Here is an 18,883-nt window from a genome sequence, read left to right as displayed (position 1 = left end):
TTGTTGAACGTTTTCCTTTGGTGTCGTTAGCCTCTTGGCATTCACTGACTCGTACCTCCTTAAGAAACATGAACAAAGTAGGGCTCCTTCCCTCCCGCAGGTTGTGTTGTCCTGCATTCATTGGTACTATGCGCCCCTCGGACTCCCTTCCTGCAGACGGCTCACTTCACTTTTTGGGCTTATAGAGCGCCTTTTTACGGTCTTTTAAAAAAAAACTTCCGTGCAGGGGAGGGTCTCCCCAGTTCACTGCATCCTCTTTCATGCCATGCCGATCCCCTTACGCCGGAGGATTCTTCGCTGCCGCTCCAAGTTCCTAGCAGCTTCCATGGCCTTCATCCACATTGACGGGACTCGGCTCCCTCTTCTCCCTCTTGCGAGGCCTTTTTAACGACGCGGCAGGATTCACTTTATGTTACGGCCTGGCATGTTGCTTGCCCTGTCTCTGACAGGTACTTCCGTCGATGCGCTTCTACGTACTGCTTTCGCTATACGTAGGCATCCTAGCTACGCGGGGGCTTGGTCCCTCCCGCGACCGGACTTTCACCGGCAAGAAGATGCGTGCCTCTGGGCACGCTCAACTGAAAAAAAAGCGGTATATCCGCTCCATCCGACCTTGTCGGCTAACGGACATACCACTTCTTAGGCGTATGTCATTCCGTGGCGGTTCCACGGGAGATTCGTCCCATTATTGATTCAAGCGCTCCAGAATCAATTTGTTCACCAATCCCGGGTTCGCTTTCCCTTTGGTTTCCTTCATCACCTGGCCGACGAGGAAGCCTACCGCTTTATCCTTGCCCGCCTTAAAGTCGGCAACGGACTGCGGGCTGTTCGTCACCACCTGGTCGACAACGGCCTTAATGGCACCCTCGTCGCTGATCTGGACGAGCCCCTGCTCTTCCACGATCGTCTGCGGATCCTTACCTGTTTCAAGCATCGACTTAAACACGGTTTTGGCGATTTTGCTGGAGATGGTCCCTTTTTCCATCAGACCGATCATCTCGCCGAGTCCCTTGCCGGTCACCTTCACCTCGGAAAGCTCCAGGTTGTTCGCGTTCAAATATCCGAGCAGGTCGCCCATGATCCAGTTGGATACCGCTTTGGCATCGCTCGTATACTTCAAGCTTTCCTCGAAGAAATCCGCTACCTTGATCGACGAGGTGATGACTTCGGCATCGTAGCTCGGCAGGCTGTACTCCGTGACATAGCGCTGCTTGCGGGCGTCCGGCAGCTCCGGAATCGATGCGCGGATGCGCTCCTTCCATTCCTTGTCGATATGCAGAGATACGAGGTCCGGATCCGGGAAGTACCGGTAATCGTGCGCCTGCTCTTTGCTGCGCATCGTCAGCGTCTTGCCTTGGCCTTCGTCCCAGCGGCGCGTTTCCTGAACGACCTTGCCGCCACTCTCCAGCACGTCCGCCTGGCGCCATTCCTCGTACTCGAGGCCTCTCTGAACGCCGCGGAACGAGTTCATGTTCTTCAGCTCGGCCTTCGTGCCGAACTGCTCCTGCCCGAAGGGACGCAAGCTGATGTTCGCGTCGCAGCGCAACGAGCCTTCCTCCATCTTCACGTCGGAGACGTCGCAGTACTGCATGATAGCCTTCAGCTTCTCGAGATATGCACGGGCTTCCTCCGGGGAGCGGAGGTCCGGCTCCGAGACGATCTCGATGAGCGGCGTTCCGACGCGGTTGAAGTCGACCAGGGAGGCATAGCCGCCGTCCACATGCGTCAGCTTGCCCGCATCTTCTTCGAGATGGACGCGGGTGATGCCGATCCGCTTCGTCTCGCCGTTCACTTCAATCTCGATCCAGCCGTGCTCGCCTACCGGCTTGTCGTACTGCGAGATTTGATAAGCCTTCGGAGAGTCGGGGTAAAAATAGTTTTTCCGGTCGAATTTCGTGACGTCGGCCACCTGGCAGTTCAGCGCCATGGCCGCTTTCATCGCGTACTCCACAGCCTGCTTGTTCAGCACGGGCAGCACGCCCGGATGGCCCAGGCAGACAGGGCACGTGTGCGAGTTCGGCGGAGCTCCGAAAGCAGTGGAGCAGCCGCAAAAGATTTTGGACTTCGTATGCAGTTCAACGTGGACTTCAAGTCCGATTACCGTTTCATATTTCTTATCGGTTGCTGCGGTCACAGGTGTCGTCTCCTTTCTACAGCTGCGGGCGCTGCTTGTGATGTTCGGTCGTTTGCTCAAACGCATGAGCGACGCGCAGAATCGTCGATTCGTCCAGCGCCTTGCCGATGATTTGCAGGCCTACAGGCAATCCGTCCGCGAAGCCGCAAGGCACGCTGATCGCCGGTACGCCCGCCAGGTTGACGGGAATCGTCAATATATCGTTCAAGTACATCGTGAGCGGGTCGTCTATCTGGGAGCCGATCTTGAAGGCCGTCGTCGGGGCCGTCGGTCCGATGACCACGTCATACTTCTCGAAAACCTGATCAAAATCTTGCTTGATCAAGGTACGCACCTTCTGCGCCTTGAGGTAGTACGCATCGTAGTAGCCGGAACTGAGCGCGTACGTTCCGAGCATGATCCGGCGCTTTACTTCCGGACCGAAGCCTTCGCTGCGCGACCTCGTGTACAGCTCCAGCAGGTTGTTCGGGTTCTCCGCGCGCACGCCGTACCGGACGCCGTCGAAGCGCGCCAGGTTGGAGGAGGCTTCGGAGGAAGCCAGCAAATAGTATGCGGCTACGGCATATTCGGAGTGCGGGAGCGAGACCTCTTCCACGACCGCGCCTTGGCCTTCCAGTACTTTGAGGGCCGTCAGCACGGCATCCTTCACCTTCGGATCGATGCCTTCGCCGAAATATTCCTTCGGCAGCGCAATGCGGAGACCCTTGACGTCCCCGGTCAGCGCGCTGAGGTAATCCGGAATATCCACATTCAGCGAGGTCGAGTCCTGCGGATCGTGTCCAGCGATGGCCTGGAGCAAATAAGCGCTATCTTCGACGTTCTTCGTCAGCGGACCGATCTGATCGAGCGAGGACGCGAACGCCACGAGGCCGAAACGGGAGACGAGCCCGTAGGTAGGTTTCAAGCCGACGATGCCGCAATAACCCGCAGGCTGACGGATCGAGCCGCCCGTGTCGGAGCCGAGCGAGAAATAGACTTCGCCCGCCGCCACAGCCGCCGCCGAGCCTCCGCTGGAGCCGCCCGGAACATAATCCAGGTTCCAAGGGTTATAGGTCGGGTGGAAGCTCGAGTTTTCGTTGGAGCCGCCCATCGCGAATTCGTCCATGTTCAGCTTGCCGACCGTTACCGTCTGGGCCCGCTTCAGCTTGCGCATGACGGTCGCATCGTAAATCGGATTGTAGTTGCGCAAAAATTGGCTGGCGCAGGTCGTCGTCAAGCCTTCGGTAACGATGTTATCCTTAATGCCGATCGGCAGCCCGAACAGCAGTCCGCGCTCTTCTCCGGCTTGTCCGTCGAGCTGGCGGGCTGTTTCCCGTGCGCCCTCCTCATCCAGTTTAAGGAAAGCCTGTACCTTGCCGTCCACGGCGGCAATACGTTTATAGGACTCGTCCACCAGATCGGTGACGGTGATTTCTTTAGCATGAAGCTTGTTATGCAGTTCCTGCAATCGCAAATCAAACAAAGACAAGCAGGGGTCCTCCCTTCGATTATCGGACAGCGGTTATTCGAGTACGGCCGGAACCTTGATTTGGCCGTCTTCTTCGTCCGGCGCGTTCAGCAGCACTTTACTTACTGGCAGCGACTCTTTCTCCACATCTTCGCGAAGCACGTTCACCAGCGGCATCGTGTGGCTCGTCGGCTCGACGTCGTCGGTATTCAGCTTGTTGAGCTGCTCGGCGTATTTCAGAATGGCGTTGAGCTGCCCGGTGAATTGCTCTTTTTCTTCCTCCGTCAGCGTAAGGCGCGCCAAACCGGCAACATGCTCTACATCTTGGATCGTAATGCTCATTTCCTGCACCTCGCTTCTCTCTTCGCAATCATTCCTATTATTATAGCTTAGATGGTATTTGAACTCAATTGGCCCCGGGCAAAAAGCGCAGTGACCCAGGGGCGCACAAAAAAACCGGGTTGCCTTCCGTCCTTCTCGGGATGGGGCAAGCCGGTTGATTTTTTAAAGGAAAGTTCGAATGATACCGGTGGACTAAATCCAAGCCTTCAGGTTGATTTGCTTGATGAAATCCTCCTTGGCCTGCACTTCCTTGGATATTTCGGCAACGGGTTCTTCCGCATCCCCGTTCATAATGCGGCGGAACAGCTCTTCATTCTTGGTAGCGAGCGCAAAGTCGATCAGCGCTTCCCGCTCAAGCCGGTCCACTTCCTGCTGGATCAGCACTTCCTCGAGTTCGATGTCGGCCCCCGGCACGAAATAATGCTTGCCCGCCTTCGGTATCCGGATGACGTAATCAAACACGTTATCCGCATTCCGGTCGTACGCGATAATATATCCGTATTCGCCGATCGGAAGATTTTGCTCGAAACTGTCCGCAACTATGACTACCTTTTGCCCCAAACGCAGCATGGACGTTCCTCCTTCTAGAATACCGATCGAGCTTTTGATTCATGTTCAAAAAAAAGCTAGTATAGGACAAAGAGATCATTGCATTGAGGTGTCCCATGAATCAGATCAGCGCCGGTCGTCAAACGCTATGTTTAATTCTATTAATTTTATCATGTATTTGGGGGGTTATCAATGGTAGTGTGCCCGTCCAGGCTCATCCCCTGAACAACGGATACTCCCAATTGACTATCGAATCGCAGACGGTGCACTATGAGCTGTTTATTCCGGAGGTCAGTCTACTAAGGTTCGATAAGGACGGGGATAAAAAAATCTCGCAGACGGAGCTGGAGCAGCAGCGCGACGCGATTGCTTCTTATCTGGAACGGGGTATCCGCTTGGACCAAAACCAGCAGCCGATGCGTTTCTCGCTGAAGGACATGCATTCGAACGAGAAGGATACGATTCCAGGCGTCAGCTTTAATCTGGATTATACGGCGCAGCAGCCGATCGAAAGCTTTACGCTGCACTATGACCTGCTCTTCGACGATTCGGATCCGATGCACATCAATTTCGTGCTGTTTATGGAAGGGCAGGATGTGGATCAAACCGTGCTCGATACCGCCCATCGTTCCTATCATTACGTTTCGCTTCATCCGGCCGGCCTCTGGTCCACGTTGGGAAAATATTTTCTCCTGGGCGTGGAGCATATTTTGACCGGATACGATCATCTGTTGTTCCTTGTCTCCCTGCTGCTCATCTCCACGAGGGTGAAGGACATACTGAGGATCGTGACGGCATTCACCGTCGCGCACAGCATCACCTTGTTTCTGGCGGCAACGGGAGTCGTTCATCTTCCGTCCGTTTGGATTGAAACCGGCATCGCTCTTACGATCGCCTATGTTGCGGTGGAGAATATCGTTTCCGGCAAAAACGAGCTGCGCTGGCTGCTCACGTTCGCGTTCGGCCTCATTCACGGGCTCGGCTTCGCCGGCGCGCTGGAGGAGATCGGCCTGCCGCAGTCGTATTTCGTCAGCTCCCTGCTGACCTTCAATCTCGGCGTCGAGACCGGACAGTTATTCGTCGTAGCCGTCGTCATGCCGCTGCTGCTCCTGCTGCAGAAGCGTCCGTATTACCGCAAAATCATGCTGGCCGGTTCGGCGGTCGTCCTGGTGTTCGCGGTCAAATGGGCGCTGGAACGGATGGGTGTTTGGGGGTGACATGGCTTTAAAGAAGCGGCGGGCGTCTATCCGCTGGTAAGCCGACAGACGCCCGCTGCATGGGTTAGAGCTTGCGAACCGTGTTGCTGAAATCAATCCAAGCGTCTTTAACGAGGATGGTTACGACATCCTTTTCGATATGCCCGTTGGGCCATTTGGCGGTAAAAGTAAACCGGTACCTTCGATCCGGAAGCGTTCCGAGCTTGTCGTTTACGAATTGTCCGCTCCAGACTATGGCATCAATGCTGCCGAGGAAGGCCTCCAGTTCCGTATACTCCATTTGCACCTGCACCCACTCCGCCGCTATCGGGGTTTGAGCTTCCAGCTTAAACCCTTCCCCCGCCCAAAACATCTCGTAAGGACGCGGAGCTTCGGGATCACCCGTCATGCTCGTATTAAAGCTCCGGCGCTTCTTATTCCAATCGTCAAAATGGTTTACAAACCCTTTCACCGTCAGGTCGCCTACAGGAACGGTTTTCGTTAGGGTGTCGCAAGCTCCGAACGGATCGCAGACGGTTAAGGTAACGACATAATTACCGGGATGGTAATCCGTATCCGCAGCTTCAATGGAGGCGTTCATGCTCGTATGGGAACGACTGTAGCCGTCGGGCCCGGTCATTTGCCACAGATACGTTAAAGGATCTCCATCCGGATCGGAAGACTGGTTTACGAGCGTTATCGTATCGCCTTCATAAGCCGGTTGAGGGGTCCAATCGAATTCGGCAACCGGCGGGCGGTTGATATACATCCAGCCTGCCGCGGACCATCCGGAAGAAGCATCGTATTGGTCCCATACGGCGGCGCGCACCTGCAGCTTCCGGCCTTGCGGCAGCGGCGTATTGACGATCCAGCTCCCCGTTGTCGCCGTGGTGTTCTGCGGCTGTTTTCCGGAATCGGCCAGTACAGCCCCTCCTTCGCTCAGCACTTGGACCTGATATGCCGTAAAAATAACCTGCGGGTCCGGATCCCCTTGTATCCACGATATGGTCGGCGTGCCGGTCCCGATGACATTCGGAGCTGCATAGGTTCCTGTCGGAAATGTCAGAGCTACGGTCGGCGGACGGTTGATGATCATCCAGGCATCCGGAGAAAACCCGGACCAAGCGTATCCATCCATCACTTGCACCCGCACACGCATTGGCTCATTCGTTGGCATGTCCATTCCAGGCGTAAAGTACCCTGTGGTGGAGGTCGTCCCCTCCCAAACGTTGCCGGTATCCATTGCAACGGCATTTGCTGCATTCGCAACTTGCAATTGGAAATAAGTAAACGTCGTCCCGGGGTCCGGATCGGTTTGAGACCAGATGAATTGCGGCCTTACCGTCGATACCATCGTTGGACTTGCTTGCGTTCCGTACGGGAAGCTCATGTAAGCTACCGGCGGCCGGTTCGTAATCATCCAGCCGATGTTGCTCCAAGCCGAGAACATTTCTCCATCGGATACGCGTACCCGGACCTGATATTGTCCCCCCATCTGAAGCGGCATGTCCATCGACCACGCCCATGAGGTATTCAATGTATTCATTGAGCGGTTATAGACGCATTCGTAGCAATTCCCGTTGACGTCCCTAATCTCCAGATCAAATACCGTAAACACAGTTCCCGGATCGGGGTCGCCCTGATTCCAAGTGATCGTCGGCTGAAGAGTAACCGGACTTGGGTTACTAATTCCTCCGTTCGGAAACGTCAGCACAGCGGTTGGCGGATTATTCGGAGCACATACGGAACAATCGACATTCAAGGTCTGTTCCATGAAATCGCTCCAGGCGCGGTACTCATCCCCAACAGCCTTCCCTACCGTATATGTACCGGATTCGGTCGGATGAACGAGCTTGCCGATGATGCGGTTTCCGCTCGGCGTAATGTAATAATACTTCTCGTAGTAAATTCCATGATTCGTTTGGTAGCCGTTTTGACAGTTCAACCCGCTGTCGCAATGATCGGGATCGTAGCTGCTATTCGACCATGTTACCAAACTGTTGGCCGATGCTTGTGAGACGGTAAACTGGACAATCGGTCTCCGATGGACGATCAAATTACGGCTGTACCAATCCGAATATTGCGAATAGCTTTGGAAACTAGTATCTCCGTATGCCAAACGGTGGTCTGGATTCGGATCGTCCGGCAGCCTGTACTTTATCGTGTACAGCCCCACTTTATCAAAGCTCAGGACCGGACCGCTTACGGTATGCCCATTCACCGCGGAGACGCCTATCTTTCCATCCCCTGCATCGAGGAATCGCCAAGGATCGGTATGATCGTAATGCCACTGTGTTCCAGGAGCATAGGCCGGATCGTTTTCCTGATCGTAGTAGGTGGTTTCGTAATGGACCGCTGTATCTACAATGGCAACACCGTTGACCCTATACATCGAGGAAGGCGGATAATCGATGGTATAAATGCCTTTAAACTCTGCTCTTTCAGCTAAGGAGAACGGACCGAAGGTGCCTTGAGCATAGGTTCCATCATTTAAGTCGAATAGTTTGGTTCCGTTCTCATAAACGCGTATCTGTGTCCCACTGAGCTTGATCCGATAGCTGTTCCATGCACCCTCGGTTAATGGCCGAGTTGACTGGCCGAGGGTTGTTTTACGGCCGTTAACGATTTTAATGAGCCGGACTTTATTTTTTGCCGCTTCGATCCTGTACATATTTTTAGAATCTTGGATACGGAAGCCCATACCGGCCGGGATTTCATCATTCTTGAGTACATTAAACTTCAAGCTGTAGTTGATTTCCCCGTCCTGCATAGGAGTCATACCGTAATTTATCAGCTGACCGAAGGTGAAATATTCATTTGTGGTCGGTGTCTGCGTCCCATCTGGAGTATACCTAATGAAGTAAGGAGGGTCTACGGTACCGTCACTTTTTAGCAGTCCACCACAAAGGATTCCATCATCCCCAACAACGTAACAAACATCGCCTCCGAGCTGGGACTTTGCACCAACGTCTCCAGGAACTTTTACATCACACGTGGATTGATAGTATCCCATGTCCGGATCGTATTTCGTACAAGATACAGTAGTAGTGAATAATCCGAACCCGTTAGTAGGCCGACGGAAATAATCATCCTTTGTTGAGCTAAAATCAGTATTATACCCCGGAGGAATCGCATCGAATTGCTGATTTGTTCGAGTATCGATGTACTTTTTGTAGAAGGGATCTACAACACCATTTCGAGTATAATACGCGTTAAACATAGCAAGAGTCTTATCCGCATTCATGCTCAGTGTTACGTTGGGTTGCCAATAGGTAGTATAGTAGGCCATCAGGTCAATTTGCGGAAATCCGCTTGCTACAACCGTTGGTGCCCCCGTTTCCGCATCAAGCTTCATAACAAAGTTGTTAAAGGCACACCAGATGTTCCCTTGAAAATCTTCTTTAGCACATTCACCCAAGTTCCACTGAGACGGTCCCCATATACCAGAAAGATCATCAGTTTTGTAGAGTGAAGAATTATTCGGGGTCCGATAATGCATCATCTTTGCGTTCTTGATGTCTACAGCCTTCCAGTCATAGAGGAACTTTATACCAGCTCCACCATCGCCAAGGGTGCCGTTATAACCCGAATTACTGGAATAAGCGTTGGTGGACCCATCACTATATGTAGCTGGCGTCCCATAAATTGGATCTCCATTTGTCTGAGGAAGTTCCACCGTACCGGAAGCTTCAACATAAGCATTACCCGACTGCAAATTGGACGCCTTATATCGTTTCCAGCTAGACTTATTGTACCAATGGCTGCCGTGCGAAGTGGTTCCTAGACTCTGGGTTACAATGACCTCTCCCAATAACTCATTGTACGTATGTCCTAGATCTCTGGTTTTCCCGAAAGCTAACTCTACTGAAGGAAAGTATGGGTTTACGACTAAGAGTGATCCATTACCACTACCACAAGAACTATCAAATGGCGCACAGCCGTCCTGCGTCCCTATAAATGCCCCATTCCCGAGGTATGTTCTTACTTGCGTGTAAGTTGCTCTTGGATCATGGAGGTTTGGAGAGAAGACAATCCTCTGTCCAGAGGTTGCGGTTACTGGTTGGGTATAACCTGGCGTTGAATAGTTTTTCAACATTGATGGCGCGAAATCATAAAACTCATTGATAACATCCGGATTTCGAGGGATAGTTGATAACGTGCCGTTAGCAGTTGCTCTCCACATCGAGGGCAACCTCTTCCCATCCAGATTGGTATTCGTCCAAGAACCACCCACAAACTGACTCGGAGGAATGCTGACTAAATCGGGTGGATCCGGTTCCGAAGCATCACCGCTAACCGTAAAGGTAGCTTCCGGTGCATTGTTTACAACATCCACCATGAATACCTTATTCGCCGTCAACCCATAGTCCTCTTTTGCGAACACGTTGAAGCAATACTTACCTACTAAAGTTGGGTTAAAGGTAAAGTCGTTGTTGTCGTTGGAATCCAGCACTTCGTAGGGACTACAGCTGCCGTTGTTTTGCGAAACGTATCCATGAGTGACTTGGTACTGTACGATCGTATCTCCGTCCGGAGAGTACGAGGTGTTTCTAAACGACCTTGGATTCCCCCGAACCATCGTGCTGCTGTAAGCTAAGTCCGGAACCGGAGGAATATCCGGTAATACCGTGATATTATGCGTTGCTGGAGCTAAAGACTTTAAGCCTGTATTATCTAAAACATCCAACGTAACGGTTACGGTTCCCGGTGTTGAATAGGAGCCGGCTTTATTCGTCCATTCGTCACGGCTGTGATCGATGCTGCGGCCGGGATAGTCCGTGAAACTCTGATCGCTGCTGAGCGGAGGGTTCAACGTTCGGTAAACCTTAACCGATGTACCGCCAGTAATAATCGGCGTCGGGTTAGGCCCCTTCACCGTGATCATGGCACAGGCCGGAGCCGAAACTCCACCGCTGGCGCTCGTGGCCGTAGCACAAACTTTATGAGCCCCCGCAGTCTCCAACGTAATATTGTCGTACTGCTTCTGGCTGTAGGGCCTGCTCCAGCCGTATTTTCCTGGAAGGTTTTGAACCCACGTGCTATTAGATCCCGGGAAATCCCAATCGAACTTGGTTACAGGATCGCCGTTCGGATCTTCCGCCTTCATAACTTTCAAGCTCGCCTTCAGTCCGACAATGCTTGTATAAATAGGCGTGTTCGGGACAGAAGGGTCTACCCATGCGATTTCAAGCGTTGGAGGTAAGACAGGCGGCGCTTTTATGGTGAAGCTGTGCGTCACGGCCTTGATCTCGTCGCAGTCCGTTTTGACAACCATGATAACGTCCACTCGGCCCGGCGTAACCGGACTCGTCTTGGATTGGTATGGCCATCCCATTCCCGTAGCTCCGGTCTTATTTGTATGAGGAGCATATTGATAATAGGCTTCGTCTGGCTGGCCTGACCGTTGATACGTTGAAAAATAATGCTCTTTGTAGCTGCATGAACCTGTAACCTCGATCTTCGTAGGGGTGAACAAGTTATTTTCCTTCCACTCTACGATATCCTTCATGATTTTGAAATCAGCGTCGATATTAACGCTTCCTTCTGGCGGGGGATCAACGGTTCCTCCTCCCTCACCGCATGAAGCTTGTACGGTTACAGGCTGCGATAGGGTGTTATTTCCCTTGTTCATCCCTTCATCGATTACATCGGTGGAATCCATCTTCACCAGGAAGGTTTTTGAGCCGGACGTTGGAAAAGTATACTCAAAGGTTGAGGAGGATTCAGCTCCAGCGGATAACCCGTTCACTGTAATGGTTTTAACGGAGCTACCGTCGATGGAAATATCGATGTAGAAGGTATCCGGAGTGCTAACGCCGATGTTTTTGTATTTCAAGGTAAACGTAGTCGGTACACCTGCTGCAATACAAGAACTGGAGGCGGTTAAACTGGAGGGTACCAAGTCCGGCTTGCCTGAGGGCTTGTAATTTAGCGTCAGTGTCCATTTTTTCGGGTATAAGTAAGTAACCCCTGACATTTGAACCGAGTTTGTATAAGCCCAGCTTATTCCCTTCGTTCCCGGCTGACCCCCTGGTAGAAGAGTACCACCAGCTTTAAACGGACCTATATATTGCTTCCATGTAACTGTATTTCCGTTCATTGCTATATTTTGTGCAGGGCCTATTTGATTCCCTGTAGCCTCAACAGTTGCAGCCTTAGAAGCAACAGATTCAGAACTAACCTGAATAGATACCCCATTAGCATCCAGTCCGTGAAAAGGGTATGCCGACATATCCATATCCCAAGGTAGTATAGAACTAAAATCCCCAGGATAATCACATGGGGCTGGTCCGCAGTCTCCCCAAGGATTGGAATATACCCGATTGTGATTTTCGTCTTCACCGAAGTAATAAGTCTCTCCATTTCGATGATCGTAAGACCACCAGTATGAGTGAGGTCCACCGGCAAAGTTTCTCCACCAGTCGAAGTAACCAGAATCATTGTTTTCATCTGTTTGAACGTTTACTGGCTTTCCATTTAAAGTGCCAAAAACGCATGATGATGGTGTACAGTTTCCCAGTTGCTGTCCATCAAATGATTTTAGATTCGCGCTTTCCAATTGGCTCGTATCAATGCCCAAATCAGAGAGGTTCATTGTGGTTCCAGATAGATCATAGTAAGAACCATTGGCATAAATTCGATTCGGATCCACGCTAGATACAGATGATGCTGATCGTCCATTTTCCAAATCTTTAAATGTAGAATCGTATGCAATATATACATCGATAGGACCCGAAGTTGACCTAGCAGCTCTCGCTGGAAGTAATTCAATAAACGGAGATAAGATAGAATAAAGAATTACAAATAGCATTAGAAAACTTATTTTTCGCATCCGATACTCTCACCACACCAGATTAAAACCATTCTTATGGATTTTTAACATCATAGTTCGTGTAACCAGTAAAAGATACACCACGGCTTTTAGGACCAACTTTTAATTGATATTCAGTTGAAGGGCCATAAGATATATTCATAAGATTCTTTACTGCACTGAAATAATCTCCCTTTGGATGCAACTGAGCTGAATACCAGTAAAACGTACCACCTTCTTTGGGCATATCTTTTACGTATCCTGGATTATGGCCATGCGCTTTATGCCACTCTATTTGAGGCATTCCTGTAAATAACTTCGAGTACTCTACCTGCTGCCCATCAGCTTGTTTTTCATAGTTTTTCTCCCATGAATTATCCATGTGATTCATAATCTCTTCAGGAACTATTTTTGAAACGCTAACAGTACCTCCAAAAGAAAAATTAAATCCACCGGGATATGAACCCGTTATATTTTGTTGTATCTTACTGAATGTTACGTAAGAGTTACTAGTGGCTTTACTATAGAATAGATCCTGACTGCCCGAACGCCAGTCTAAGAATTCAAACTGCATTCCTTCAACTTCTGCCCTGAACGGATCGTTGGGGTCCTCCATATCAACAACGGTAAAGTTCAGGACCTTTTCGCTATACTTTCCATCAGCCGCGGCCCATTGGAAATTGGAAATATCGAACTTCCCGATGTTCTTTTCATCGAAGTAGCGCGGCCACATCGTAAAGACGTTGGTTCCGTGCCAAGCCACCTCTGCCCGAGATACAGCGTGTTTGTCCCAAGGCAATTTTTCACCGGCTGCGATTTTCAACACGCGCTCGATAATCGTAATGGCCTGAGCCCGCGTCGTCGTCTGATCTTCACCCAGCGTACCGGTATCATCCAAACCGTTGATCAATCCGGCTTTTGTCGCCAAATACATCCACTTCTTGTCATCCTGATTCTGCTGCCCGAGAGCAGCCCGAGCCGTCAGGCGGGCCATTTCGTAGCGGGTTAAAGCAGAGTTCCAGTCGCCAGTCGTAAAATCTTCATACTTATGAATTCCGCAAGTCACAGCAGTATTAACATAGGGAACATACCAATCGTTCCCAGCCCCCGGCGCAGGAGCTACCTTCAAGGCTTTTAGCAATAAAGAAAGAAATTCGGCTCGGGTTACTTTCGACTCCGGTTTAAAGGTTCCGTCCGGATATCCGTCCACATATCCTTTGTCTACAGCCGTATTAATGGCCTGGGCCGCCCAATGCCCCGAAATGTCATTTAAAGACTTGGCATCGGCATTTACCGCGTAAGGCAAGGAGGAAGCAAGAAGAGAACAAGCTGCGAATACTCCAAGTCCCTTCGTACCGATTTTTATCATGACCTCTACACCCCTTCTAGTAGTTCAACAAGCAGCTCTTAACCACCCACATAATGCATATAAAACAACATTCCATCCACTTTTTCAATATTTATCCATCAAAATTCATAAGTTTGCCTCTACTAAAGTGAGAATTCTTTGAGATTTCCGTATTCAAATTACGCTCTAGGATGTGTAGTATCTCTGGGGGTGGAGAGCATATCCGTGGTTTGTCTCCGCATTCGCAGTAAAATATGGTACATTCATAACACGATCCTCCATTTCTTAGTTGCGTTTGCTATGGAGGAAGAATCATTTTGGGGGAGGATGAAAGATATGAACGAAATGGCATTGCGTTTCCCGATAGGAGAATTTGAGAATCCTGCCGGCTTGGATCTCGATCAAGTACAGGGTTGGATTCAGGATATCGCGGATCTGCCGGAGCAGCTGCGCCGGGTTGTTACCCAGCTGGACGCGGATCAATGGGAGACCCCGTATCGGCCGGGCGGGTGGACTGCCCGTCAGGTGGTGCATCATTTGGCGGACAGTCACATGAACAGCCTAATCCGGTTCAAGCTGGCGCTGACGGAAGAAGAGCCGGTGATCAAGCCTTATGACGAAGCTGCTTGGGCGCAGTTGCCGGATACGCTGGCCGCAGACCCGGAGATGTCGCTCGCGCTGCTGGACTCGCTTCATGCCCGGTGGGCCCAGCTCTTGTTAAGCTTGCCTGCCGAAGCATGGCTGCGCGCCTTCCGCCATCCGGAGCGGGGCCGGGTCCTGCTGTACGAAAACGCCGCGATGTACGCTTGGCACGGGAAGCATCATTTAGCCCATATCGGGCTTATTCTAGGCAAATAAGTCCTTCGCGCGTAGTGGTAAGCTTCTCGAAGCCGCTCTCTGTGATGAGGTAGCTGTTTTCGATGCCCACTACCCCTTCGCCGGGGAATGTAAATTTCGGTTCAATGGCAATGACCATACCGGGTTCCAAAGCATATCGGAATCCTCTGGCCAAGACGGGCAGCTCGTCGATTTCGAGTCCGATCCCATGGCCTAGAAACTTCACTTGGTCGTCGCCGTAGCCCATGAAATGAGCGGATAGCCCCGCCTCCTCCGCCAGCTCGAGCGACTGCAGGTATAACTGCTCACAGCCTGTCCCCGGCTTCAGCATAACTTCCGTGCGACGGAGAATGTGCTCCGCGGTATCGTAAGCCCTTTTCAAATGGTCCGGCAAAGCACCTAGCACAACCGTGCGGGTCTGGTCAATGACATAACCGCCGATGCAGCATCCGATGTCGATCAGAATCGGCTCGCCGGCTGCGATCGGCCTGCGGCTCGCGCTCTGCGGCGCGGCCGGGCTCAGCCCCAGTCCTCCCGCCGGACCGTCGAAATAGGTAGGCGTAGCGGCTGCGCTGCCGGCGCCGACCATGCCGGTAATGATCTCTTGGTTATAGCCGCGCATGCGCATGATTCCGAGATGGCCCTGCCTCCGGATGGCATACTCGATGCGGCTCATCAGCTCCAGCTCGGTTATGCCGGGCTGGAGTACGGTCATAGCATCCTCGAAGGCGGCGTCGATGACCCTGGCCGCTTCGCGGATGCAGATCAGCTCGGACGGCGATTTGATCATCCGCGTCTCGCGGATGGCGGCGGAGCCGTCCTTCCATTCGACGTGCGGGAGCACGGACTGCAGCCGCTGCAGCTGTTGCACCGGGAGCACGTCGAACTCGGCGGCCAGCTGCGGAGCAGGCCCGCCGGCCTGCGGCGCAAGCTGCGGATACGCTTGCACCAGCTCCGCGCCGAAGGCGCGGAAGGAGCCGAGCGGGCGCGTATGTACGGCGGCCTCCTCTTGCGCCCGCGCGACACTGCGGCGCACGTAGAACACCGGCTCGCCCTCGGCCGGGATGAAACAATATCCGGTCTGCATGGAGCCGGTGAAATAGTACAAATCAACATTTTGCGTGATCATCGCGCCTTGGACGCCCAGGACTTTAAGCTTTTCCTGAAAGCGGGCCACGCGCTGCAAATGTTCGTTCGTCACGTTGAAGCCTCCACTCGCTTGGTATTTGTATCTTTTTACAATACCTGCTGCGGAGGCTTTTTGCAAAGATCGAAGTCCGTACCTTAACCGCTCCGTAGCTTGCGAAGCCGTTCAAGAAAGACTACGGTTTGAGCGCGGGTCGCCGTTTGCTCCAGTCCGGACACTCCACCCTCGCCGCCGTTCAGCAGAGATTCGGCACGAGCCCATTCGTTGATATCGGACTCGGCAGGGGAAGCCTCTTCCGGATAAGTCAAGCCATATGCCATACGAAGCATCTCCGACCGGGTCAGCCGCTCCTTCCATGCTTCAGCGGGCATACCTTCAGGCACCAGATTCAAATCTTTGGCCGTATCCACATAAGAATCGTACCAAGCCCCGGCGTTTGCGGCAGGCGCTACCGGATATTGCATCAGCTTGACCAGCATGACGAGATACTCCAACCGCAGCACCGACCGCTCCGGCTTGAACGTGCCGTCTTCATAACCGGATACGTATCCCGCCTTGACGGCTTCACGGATCTCGCTTTCGGCCCAATGTCCCGCCGTGTCTTTGAAGGCCCCTATCTCTTCCGCAAAAGCTTTATATCTCGGCGCGGAGATTGCCGCAAACATCAGCGCAAGAGTCAGCATCAATATGGCGGACGGTTTGCGCATGTCAATCCTCCCTCTCTCTATGGATACTTGTAATGGAACCGAGAATTATTCCGCATCGTAAAGCTTGCCGACCTTCAGGCTTTCCCGCTGTCCCTGGGAAGTTACCGTAACATAGAGGCGGCCTCCCTCCGGCAAGAGCTGAAGCTGGCGAATCGTTACCGATGTCTCGCCCGAGGCAACTATAGCCGCTGCCGCATCCCCGTTCAACGTACGCATCACTTCGGGAGCGGTACGATCCGCATAAAGACGAACCTCATCACCCGGCTTAAGCCCGCCGACCGCAACTTCATCCGTCATTCCTGATCCTGCGGCCCGGTTCATAATGTGGATTCGGGCCGCCGAAGGCTCCGGTGTCCTCGGCTCTGCGGCATACACTTTCGGAATCCGTACGCTCTCGGCTTGGGCTCCCCGGACAGCTGACAAATAAACGATTCCGTAATCGGCTCCAAGCTGGGCGATTTCCAGCTGAGCTCTCTCGCCGGAAACGACCGTCTCCGCGAGAGGAGTCTGCGACGACAGCTCTGCATACACGCGTATCCGATCCCCGGGCTGCAGTCCATCCACCGTAATCAGATCCGGCAGGCCCGCCCGATTGGCGATTCGGATGAGCGAGCGGTCCGGTGGAGGCGTTGCCGGAGCATTCGGCAGCATTTTCGTCACCGGTTCGCTTTCTTTGACGCCAGGGTTCGTCAAGGTCACATAGACGATACCGGCTGGAACGCTCTGCGAAGAAAAGCGAAGATTCACTCCCGTATCGCCTGAAGCCACGGATGCTTCGGCAAGCAAGGTTTGAAGCGCTGGCTCAGCATAGACTCGAACGGTTTGGCCCTGCGTTAACCCGCTAACCACAAGGGATTCCGAAGAGTCCCCGGCTCCCGGGAGCAGCTGAATTTGCCCTGGGGACAGTCTGTGTGTCGCCGCTTCCGGGCCATACAGCTTCGATAGCCGCCCACTCTCTAGCAAAGGCGCCCTTGTCAGCGAAACGAACAGCTTCCCCCCACCGGAGTTCAAGGACGAAAGTGGAACGTTCGCCGTTGACGCACCGGCCGGTACGGAGATGACGGAATCCGGCGAGGCCGCATGCTCGGAGGCGTACAGCTTCACTACGTCTCCCGGCTGCAGTCCCGTTACGGACAGCTTATCCAGCCCCGGACTAAGCTGCAGCTGCTGAATCTGAAGAGCCGGCGTTTGCGGCTCGGAGCGAACCGATTTCTCAGTACGGCGGCTCTCCCGTTTCCCCGCCGTTTGCACCGAAACATAAATCAGGCCTTCTCCCGGCCCAAGCTGGCCTATTGATACCTCGGCCGTATCCGTACCCGGCAGGGCGGTCGCCGTTCCGACGGGACTTCCCCCCGCACTTGCGGAATATACCCGCACGGTATCCCCAGGCGCCAAACCGCTGACCCGTACCAGGTCCGAGATGCCTTCATTATGATTGGCAACGCGAATGGACGCCGCCGGAGGCGGGACCGCAACCGGTTCGGATGCATAGCTCTTAAGAATACGCCGGCTCTCCGAGTTCGACGGACGAGTTACGGTAACGTAAACGACTCCTGCCCCCTCCCCCAGTTGGTTGACTGATACGACCGCATGGGTTTGTCCCGGTGGGACCGTGGCAGAGCCAATCAAGCTTCCTGCCGTAACGGGGTCGCTATATACCTTCACTTCATCTCCGGCGATGAGCCCGAAAACCGTAATCGTATCGGCAGTTCCCGCCAGCCGGTTGACCACTTCAATCGTTCCCGGTGCAGGCGGAGCCGTGGCGGCGGCAAGGGCCTCGGTGCCGAAAGCGGTCAGCTGCCACAAGACCGTGCCTGTCATTATAACGGCCATAACGAGCCGGTACGCTTGCTTCAATTGATTGTTCCTCCATTCAATGGATATTCGTAAATCACGGTTTTGTATATATAACCATCGTACGAGAAAACATGAGCCTTCGGCATGCGAATGCGGATCTGATAGATGACGGCGGGGCCCTTCAGTACCTGCGTAATGCTTCTGTCCGTCTGCACGTAACTCCGCGGAAATAGATCGCCCGGGTCGGACTCGTCGACGTAGTCCTCGAAAAGGAGCTCCGGCGGCTCCCGGAACAGTGTCTGCGGCAAGGGAAGCCCATCCTCGCCCAGCTGCAGATTATTCCGCAGTCCCTGCTCGAACGCTTTCCGTGCCGCGGGCCGGTCAAACATAATCCTCCCTTCCGCCAGCTTCCTCCGGTCAACCTGGAGCGAGGCGTCGTGAGCCCCCCGGTTGAGCGCCGATTTCAAACGGTTATGCACCGTATCGGTTAAATAGCGGTCCGCCTCCAGACCGGTCGTATATAAAAACATCAGCACGACAAACATCAGCAGCAGCACCCGATTCACCT

At 53.0% G+C, this 18,883-nt stretch carries 12 protein-coding genes; 2 read left to right on the top strand and 10 right to left on the bottom strand.

Annotation, left to right across the window (positions count from 1 at the left end; genetic code table 11):
• Positions 1-685: 685 nt before the first annotated feature.
• From gatB to O9H85_RS22605, 4 genes are all read right to left on the bottom strand, one after another.
• Complete coding sequence (gene gatB, locus O9H85_RS22620; RefSeq protein ID WP_269883686.1) at positions 686-2,134, bottom strand: Asp-tRNA(Asn)/Glu-tRNA(Gln) amidotransferase subunit GatB; 1,449 nt, start codon at positions 2,132-2,134, stop codon at positions 686-688.
• Positions 2,135-2,150: 16 nt separating this feature from the next.
• On the bottom strand, positions 2,151-3,602 hold the full coding sequence (gatA, locus tag O9H85_RS22615) for an Asp-tRNA(Asn)/Glu-tRNA(Gln) amidotransferase subunit GatA (protein ID WP_269883685.1): 1,452 nt from the start codon (positions 3,600-3,602) through the stop codon (positions 2,151-2,153).
• Between the two features lie 33 nt (positions 3,603-3,635).
• Complete coding sequence (gatC, locus tag O9H85_RS22610) at positions 3,636-3,923, bottom strand: Asp-tRNA(Asn)/Glu-tRNA(Gln) amidotransferase subunit GatC (RefSeq protein ID WP_269883684.1); 288 nt, start codon at positions 3,921-3,923, stop codon at positions 3,636-3,638.
• A gap of 192 nt (positions 3,924-4,115) precedes the next feature.
• On the bottom strand, positions 4,116-4,493 hold the full coding sequence (locus O9H85_RS22605) for an ATPase (RefSeq protein ID WP_269883683.1): 378 nt from the start codon (positions 4,491-4,493) through the stop codon (positions 4,116-4,118).
• A 221-nt stretch (positions 4,494-4,714) separates the two neighbouring features.
• Between O9H85_RS22605 and O9H85_RS22600 the strand changes: the two genes are divergently transcribed.
• Positions 4,715-5,689 (top strand): HupE/UreJ family protein, encoded by a 975-nt coding sequence (locus O9H85_RS22600; protein ID WP_269883682.1) that lies wholly within the window; start codon positions 4,715-4,717, stop codon positions 5,687-5,689.
• 64 nt (positions 5,690-5,753) lie between these two features.
• Here O9H85_RS22600 and O9H85_RS22595 read toward each other — a convergent pair whose 3' ends face one another.
• Together O9H85_RS22595 and O9H85_RS22590 are read right to left on the bottom strand one after the other, a co-directional pair.
• Positions 5,754-12,500, bottom strand: coding sequence for a glycoside hydrolase family 78 protein (locus O9H85_RS22595; protein ID WP_269883681.1), 6,747 nt, complete (start codon positions 12,498-12,500; stop codon positions 5,754-5,756).
• A gap of 34 nt (positions 12,501-12,534) precedes the next feature.
• Positions 12,535-13,848 carry an S-layer homology domain-containing protein gene (locus tag O9H85_RS22590; protein WP_269883680.1) on the bottom strand — a complete coding sequence of 438 codons (1,314 nt, stop codon included), beginning with the start codon at positions 13,846-13,848 and terminating at the stop codon, positions 12,535-12,537.
• Positions 13,849-14,172: 324 nt separating this feature from the next.
• Here O9H85_RS22590 and O9H85_RS22585 point away from each other — a divergent pair, with 324 nt between their 5' ends.
• Entirely contained in the window at positions 14,173-14,685 is a 513-nt protein-coding gene (locus O9H85_RS22585; RefSeq protein ID WP_409348184.1) for a YfiT family bacillithiol transferase, read from the top strand.
• Here the strand turns inward: O9H85_RS22585 and O9H85_RS22580 are convergent.
• From O9H85_RS22580 to O9H85_RS22565, 4 genes are all read right to left on the bottom strand, one after another.
• Complete coding sequence (locus tag O9H85_RS22580; RefSeq protein WP_269883678.1) at positions 14,669-15,865, bottom strand: M24 family metallopeptidase; 1,197 nt, start codon at positions 15,863-15,865, stop codon at positions 14,669-14,671. The two genes, O9H85_RS22585 and O9H85_RS22580, sit on opposite strands and share 17 nt — an antisense overlap.
• Positions 15,866-15,948: 83 nt before the next feature.
• Complete coding sequence (locus O9H85_RS22575) at positions 15,949-16,518, bottom strand: S-layer homology domain-containing protein (protein WP_269883677.1); 570 nt, start codon at positions 16,516-16,518, stop codon at positions 15,949-15,951.
• 45 nt (positions 16,519-16,563) lie between these two features.
• Entirely contained in the window at positions 16,564-18,375 is a 1,812-nt protein-coding gene (locus tag O9H85_RS22570) for a hypothetical protein (protein ID WP_269883676.1), read from the bottom strand.
• Positions 18,372-18,881, bottom strand: coding sequence for a hypothetical protein (locus tag O9H85_RS22565; RefSeq protein ID WP_269883675.1), 510 nt, complete (start codon positions 18,879-18,881; stop codon positions 18,372-18,374). Before O9H85_RS22565 ends, O9H85_RS22570 begins: the two co-directional genes overlap by 4 nt.
• Positions 18,882-18,883 lie beyond the last annotated feature (2 nt).

The organism is Paenibacillus gyeongsangnamensis (assembly GCF_027533625.1).
Lineage (GTDB): Bacteria > Bacillota > Bacilli > Paenibacillales > NBRC-103111 > Paenibacillus_G > Paenibacillus_G gyeongsangnamensis.
This window is presented reverse-complemented; position numbering and strand designations above follow the sequence as displayed.

Coding starts and splice junctions, on each gene's coding strand:
- O9H85_RS22575 (WP_269883677.1), bottom strand. CDS start 16,518: ATGCGCAAACCGTCCGCCATATTGATGCTGACTCTTGCGCTGATGTTT.
- O9H85_RS22595 (WP_269883681.1), bottom strand. CDS start 12,500: ATGCGAAAAATAAGTTTTCTAATGCTATTTGTAATTCTTTATTCTATC.
- O9H85_RS22605 (WP_269883683.1), bottom strand. CDS start 4,493: ATGCTGCGTTTGGGGCAAAAGGTAGTCATAGTTGCGGACAGTTTCGAG.
- O9H85_RS22585 (WP_409348184.1), top strand. CDS start 14,173: ATGGCATTGCGTTTCCCGATAGGAGAATTTGAGAATCCTGCCGGCTTG.
- O9H85_RS22590 (WP_269883680.1), bottom strand. CDS start 13,848: ATGATAAAAATCGGTACGAAGGGACTTGGAGTATTCGCAGCTTGTTCT.
- gatC (WP_269883684.1), bottom strand. CDS start 3,923: ATGAGCATTACGATCCAAGATGTAGAGCATGTTGCCGGTTTGGCGCGC.